Genomic DNA, 6,153 nt, shown 5'->3' on the forward strand with positions numbered 1-6,153 from the left:
TGGCATACTAGTATTCCACTAAGGATGGCATCGACCTACAAGCGAAGCTCTTAACGTCAACCATAAGAGATTCAACGTGAGCTCGCCCATGGAACGCCAATCTGAACCCGCCATCCGAATTGTGGTCGATCTTCAGCGCAAGGTGTTGGAGATCATCGCTGTTCGGCTGGGCGAGGAAGCGCCGCTGCTCCCGATTCTGCACGATGTGCAGGCCGCGTTTGGCTGTGTTGACGAGGCTGCGCAGACCACGATTGCCGATGCGCTCAACCTGAGTCGTGCCGAAGTGCATGGGGTGGTGAGCTTCTACCACGATTTCACGTCATCTGCCGATCTGCGCCCGGCGCTGCATTTGTGCCGTGCGGAGGCGTGTCAGGCGCGCGGCGTGGAGCGCATGGTTGCGGCAGCAGAGGCTGCAGCAGGCCAGCGGGTGGAGTTGAAAACAACCTATTGCCTCGGACTGTGTTCGGTCGGACCTGCGGCGCGTGTAGGGGACGGGCTCCATGCCCGGCTGGACGAGACTGGGCTGGTGAAGCTGGTGCAATCGCTGTGACAGTTGTGCGCATCTCCGACGATTCCCTGGCAATTGCCTGCGGAGCAGATGCCGTTGCCGAAGCATTTGCCGCTGCAGGCTGCTCGGTTGAGCGTGTCTCAAGCTGGGGGATGCATTGGCTTGAGCCGCTGGTCGAGATCGGCGGAACGGGCTTTGGTCCCGCTACGCCCGATGATATCGCCGCAATACTTGTTGGCACTTCGCTCAAAGCCATCGGGAAAATCGCTGATCATCCCTTTATTGCCCTTCAGCAGCGCCTTAGCTTTGCCCGGGCGGGTCTTACCAGGCCTCTCAGCCTGGCCGATTATGCCCGAACAGGGGGTTGGGCGGGCCTAAAGCGTGCCCGCGCAATCGGTGCCAACAGGCTCCTGGCCGAAGTCCTTCAATCAGGGCTGCGCGGACGGGGTGGCGCAGGCTTCCCGGCGGGCACCAAGTGGCAGACCGTCGCCAATGCTCCCGCTTCAACCAAGTACGTCGTCTGCAACGCTGACGAGGGCGATAGCGGCACCTTTGCCGATCGCATGATGATGGAAGGCGATCCTTTCCAACTGATCGAGGGCATGGCGATTGCTGGGCTCGCTGTCGGCGCAGGGCAGGGCTACATCTATGTCCGCAGCGAGTACCCCCGGGCGATTGCCAAGTTACGCGACGCGATTTCATTTGCAACCGAGCACATCGCGCCTTTCCGGATCGAATTGCGTGTCGGCGCAGGAGCGTATGTCTGCGGCGAGGAGACTTCTCTGCTGAACTCGATCGAGGGCAAACGCGGAGAGGTTCGTGTAAAGCCGCCGCTTCCAGCCTTAGAGGGGCTGTTTGGTTGCCCCACGGTGGTCAACAATGTCCTTACTCTCGCCGCCATTCCGCACATCCTGGCCGAAGGCGGGGCATCACTCTACGACAGTCTCGGTATCGAACGTTCCCGAGGAACCATGCCGATCCAGCTGGCTGGAAACATCAGGCACGGCGGTCTCTTTGAGACGGCTTTTGGGATCAGTCTCAGGGAACTGATTTACGACATTGGCGGCGGCACCTTTTCCGGCCGACCGGTCAAGGCAGTGCAGGTCGGCGGGCCGCTCGGCTCTTACATTCATCCTAGCCAGTTCGACCTACCGTTCGGCTATGAGGCCTATTCGCAGGCAGATGCGCTGATCGGCCATGGCGGAGTGGTGGTGTTCGACGATACCGCCGACATGGGCGCAATGGCCCGCTTTGCGTTCCAGTTTTGCGCGGCCGAAAGCTGCGGCAAATGCACTCCGTGCCGGATCGGTTCCACGCGCGGTGTCGAACTGATTGACCGTATTCGCGCTCGTCCTTCGACAGCTTCAGGGCGAGTGGGGGCGGTGGAAAGCTTTCCCCAGATGCATAATGCCCGCAAGGTGCCTTCCACGAGGAGCGATGATCTAACCTTGCTTGAAGACCTGTGCGAGACCATGCGTGATGCCTCACTCTGTGCGCTGGGTGGCTTCACCCCCTATCCGGTACGCTCCGCGCTGCGGAACTGGCCCGAAGACTTTGGTCCGGATTTCGCACGATGAGCGAAGGTGCAGTGGCGATTCCTGTGCGACCAAGCGCTTGCACCCCGGCTTCGGGTGCTGGACAGCGCACGATCCCTATCGAGGCACTAAATGCGAGTGCAAGCAACGGCATTGCTTGTTCGGTGATGATGCCACGACCCGTTGACCTGGAGGATTCCGTTACGGGGTTGTCACTGTCCGACAGTCTGACGCATGCCAGTGAGATCGGAGCGATTTCGTCTTATCAAGTTGTTGACGGCCTTGAGGTTGTGGCGCGCCTTAACCTGCCGCACGGTCGGCATGAGCCGATCATGGAGCATGCGCGGCGGCGATTGGGTGACAGTTCCTGCGGCATTTGTGGCATCGAGAGCGTCGAGTTGGCGCTGCGCCCGCTTCCGGTTCTCCAGACACACAGCAAGGTTCGTCCGGAGCATATCCGGCGCGGGCTGGCGGCAATGGGCGGCGCCAAGATGCTGGTCAGTCTGACCGCCGCTGCCCATGCCGCCGCATTCTGCTGCGAGGAGGGGGCGCTGGTCGCCCTGCGTGGGGATGCTATGCCATGGGTTTCAGCCCCGGCAGTGGAGCACGTCGATGGGCTATGAGCCGCAACAGGACTTCGGCACCCCCGAAGCGCGCTCCGAAGTCAGCGTTACGCTGACGATCGACGGTCGCAAGGTTACCGTGCCTGCTGGGTCCAGCGTCATGCGCGCCGCAGCCGAATGCGGCGGCGCGATCCCGAAACTTTGCGCCAGTGACAATCTGGAAGCGTTCGGATCTTGCCGGATGTGTCTGATCGAAGTGGAAGGAATGCGCGGCACGCCCGCGAGTTGCACCACCCCGGCGACGGAAGGAATGGTCGTCCACACTCAGACCCCCCGGCTTGAAAAGCTGCGGCGCGGGGTGATGGAACTCTACATCTCCGATCACCCGCTGGATTGCTTGACCTGCAGCGCCAACAACGATTGCGAATTGCAGGACGCGGCTGCGCAAGTGGGCCTGCGTGACGTGCGCTATGGCTATGAAGGTGCGAACCACCTCGGCCTTACGACTGACAGCTCGAACCCATATTTTGACTTCGACCCTTCCAAATGCATCGCTTGCTCGCGCTGTGTGAGGGCCTGCGATGAGGTGCAGGGAACCTTTGCGCTGACTATCGACGGACGAGGTTTTGCTTCAAAGGTTAGCGCTGGGCAGGCTTCTGACGATTTCCTGTCGTCCGAATGCGTTTCCTGCGGTGCCTGCGTACAGGCTTGCCCGACTGCAACCTTGCAGGAAAAGGCCGTGAAGGAAATTGGCAAGCCCGAACGCGCGGTCGTTACCACCTGCGCCTATTGCGGGGTCGGCTGCACGTTCCGTGCGGAAATGCGAGGGGAGCAACTGGTGCGCATGGTGCCGTGGAAGGACGGCAAGGCCAATCATGGACACTCCTGCGTCAAGGGACGATTTGCGTGGGGTTATGGCCATCATAAGGACCGCATAACCTCGCCGATGGTGCGTGAAACCATCGACCAGCCTTGGCGCGAAGTGAGCTGGGATGAGGCGATTTCCTTTGCTGCGCAGCGACTTGGGGCGATCAAGGCGCAGTATGGCGCGCGCGCGCTCGGCGGGATTACTTCGAGCCGTTGCAGCAACGAGGAGACTTTCCTCGTCCAGAAGCTGGTTCGTGCCGGTTTTGGCGCCAACAATGTCGATACCTGCGCGCGGGTCTGCCACTCTCCCACCGGCTATGGACTCAAGACCACGTTCGGGACTTCGGCGGGCACGCAGGATTTCGACAGCGTGATGGACGCCGACGTCATTCTGGTGATCGGCGCCAATCCCACCGATGCGCATCCGGTGTTTGCATCGCGGATGAAGCGCCGTCTGCGACAGGGTGCAAAGCTGATCGTGATCGACCCGCGCCGGATCGATCTGGTGCGCAGCCCGCACATCGAAGCGGTGTATCACTTGCCGCTTCAGCCTGGGACCAATGTCGCCGTGCTGACCGCGATGGCGCACGTGATCGTTACCGAAGGGCTGGCCGACGAAGACTTTATCCGTGAGCGCTGTGACTGGGATGAATATCAGGACTGGGCGCGCTTCGTTTCAGAGGAGCGCCACAGCCCCGAAGTGCTCGAAGCCGTAACTCGCGTTCCGGCTGCCGATCTTCGCGCCGCCGCCCGGCTCTATGCCGAGGGCGGCAATGGCGCGATATATTATGGCCTCGGTGTCACCGAGCATTCGCAGGGCAGTTCCACTGTCATGGCCATCGCCAACCTTGCCATGGCGACTGGCAACATCGGGAGGCGCGGAGTTGGGGTAAATCCCCTCAGAGGGCAAAACAATGTCCAAGGTGCCTGCGATATGGGGAGTTTCCCGCACGAGCTTTCCGGTTATCGCCACATCTCAGACGAGGCAACCCGCGCATTGTTCGAGGCGGACTGGGGCGTCACCCTCGATCCCGAACCGGGCTTGCGCATCCCCAACATGCTCGACGCGGCAGTGGATGGCAGTTTCCGCGCGATCTACATCCAGGGCGAGGATATCCTCCAGTCGGACCCGGACACACACCATGTCACTGCCGGTCTCAAGGCGATGGAGCTGGTGATTGTCCATGACCTGTTCCTTAACGAGACCGCAAACTATGCGCATGTCTTCCTGCCAGGGTCGACCTTTCTTGAGAAGAACGGAACCTTCACCAATGCCGAACGCCGCATCCAGCTGGTGCGCAAGGTGATGGAACCGGCTAATGGACTTGAAGACTGGGAGGTGACACAGGCGCTGGCCAACGCCATGGGGCTGGGCTGGAGCTACACCCACCCGAGCGAGATCATGGACGAGATTGCCCGCCTTACCCCCAGCTTCGCCAGCGTTTCCCACACGCGGCTAGATGCGGAAGGCTCGCTGCAATGGCCAGTAAACGAGGCCCATCCCAATGGCTCGTCGATCATGCACGTCGATGGCTTCGTGCGCGGACGTGGCAAGTTCGTCGTCACGGAATATATCCCGACCGACGAGCGAACCGGCCCGCGCTTCCCGCTGCTACTGACGACGGGGCGCATCCTCAGCCAGTACAATGTCGGCGCGCAGACGCGGCGTACCGCCAATAACGTCTGGCATGAAGGTGATGTACTGGAAATCCACCCGGCCGATGCCGAGAACCGGGGCATTCGCAGTGGGGACTGGGTGCACCTCGCCAGCCGCAAGGGCGAGACGAGTCTACGCGCAGTTGTCACCGATCGCCTCGCGCCGGGGGTGGTCTATACCACCTTCCACCACCCCGAAACGCAGGCCAACGTCATCACCACCGAGTTCTCGGACTGGGCGACCAACTGCCCTGAATACAAGGTGACCGCCGTACAGGTGACCCCGACCAACGGCCCGTCCGACTGGCAGAAAGACTGCGCCGAACAGTCGGCCCGCGCTCGCCGAATTGCGCCGGAATAACCATGGCGCCTGAACGACTCATCCATTTAGCGAACCAGATCGCCCGGAACCTTGCCGCTCAAGGCGAAGAAGCTGCGATTATTCAAACCGAACAACACATTCGCGAATTCTGGGATCCGAACATGAGAGCGGCAATCAAAAACGTTGATCGCTCATCCCTGTCGCCAATTGCGGCGGCGGCGATCGCCGCCCTTTCTTCGCACCACCAGAAAAGACCTAATTCGAAGTGAGCTGGAAATGAACAGACAAATATACAGTTTCGGCGGCGGCTCGGGGGGCGACGATCCACGCAGCCGCGACAAGACGATTGTCGGCGGGAAGGGCGCAAATCTGGCGGAAATGGCCGGGATCGGTCTGCCGGTGCCGCCGGGCTTCACCATCACCACCGAAGAATGCGTGCGCTATCTGGCCGAGGGCGGGGATTTTTCCGCTGACGTTCAGGCCGAAGTCGCCGCCGCGCTGACCCACATCGAACAGGCCGTCGGCAAGAAGTTCGGCGATGCCGCCGATCCGCTGCTCGTTTCGGTCCGCTCCGGCGCGCGGGTGTCGATGCCGGGGATGATGGACACGGTCCTCAACCTCGGCCTCAACGACGAAACCGTGCAGGGTCTGGCCGCGTCATCGGGCGATGAACGGTTCGCGTGGGACAGCTACCGCCGGTTC

At 61.4% G+C, this 6,153-nt stretch carries 6 protein-coding genes; all 6 read left to right on the forward strand.

The genetic code is table 11. The annotated features are described in order from the left end of the window. The first annotated feature begins 88 nt into the window (after window positions 1–88). A complete protein-coding gene (locus tag Q8Q53_RS16005) occupies window positions 89–550 on the forward strand; it encodes an NAD(P)H-dependent oxidoreductase subunit E (protein ID WP_305702781.1) in 462 nt (153 codons plus the stop codon). Beyond that, a complete protein-coding gene (locus Q8Q53_RS16010) occupies window positions 547–2,085 on the forward strand; it encodes an NADH-ubiquinone oxidoreductase-F iron-sulfur binding region domain-containing protein (RefSeq protein WP_305702782.1) in 1,539 nt (512 codons plus the stop codon). Before Q8Q53_RS16005 ends, Q8Q53_RS16010 begins: the two co-directional genes overlap by 4 nt. Then, window positions 2,082–2,666, forward strand: coding sequence for a formate dehydrogenase accessory sulfurtransferase FdhD (locus tag Q8Q53_RS16015; protein WP_305702783.1), 585 nt, complete (start codon window positions 2,082–2,084; stop codon window positions 2,664–2,666). The genes Q8Q53_RS16010 and Q8Q53_RS16015 overlap by 4 nt, the downstream gene beginning before the upstream one ends. Next, entirely contained in the window at window positions 2,656–5,490 is a 2,835-nt protein-coding gene (gene fdhF, locus Q8Q53_RS16020; protein WP_305702784.1) for a formate dehydrogenase subunit alpha, read from the forward strand. Before Q8Q53_RS16015 ends, fdhF begins: the two co-directional genes overlap by 11 nt. 2 nt (window positions 5,491–5,492) lie before the next feature. Then, the gene (locus Q8Q53_RS16025; protein WP_305702785.1) at window positions 5,493–5,720 is read left to right on the forward strand and encodes a formate dehydrogenase subunit delta; all 228 of its coding nucleotides are present in this window, start codon (window positions 5,493–5,495) and stop codon (window positions 5,718–5,720) included. 7 nt (window positions 5,721–5,727) lie between these two features. Beyond that, window positions 5,728–6,153, forward strand: a 426-nt coding sequence (locus Q8Q53_RS16030) for a PEP/pyruvate-binding domain-containing protein (protein WP_305702786.1), incomplete at its 3' end; no start/stop codon positions are given.

Source organism: Novosphingobium sp., assembly GCF_030699305.1.
Classification (GTDB): domain Bacteria; phylum Pseudomonadota; class Alphaproteobacteria; order Sphingomonadales; family Sphingomonadaceae; genus Novosphingobium.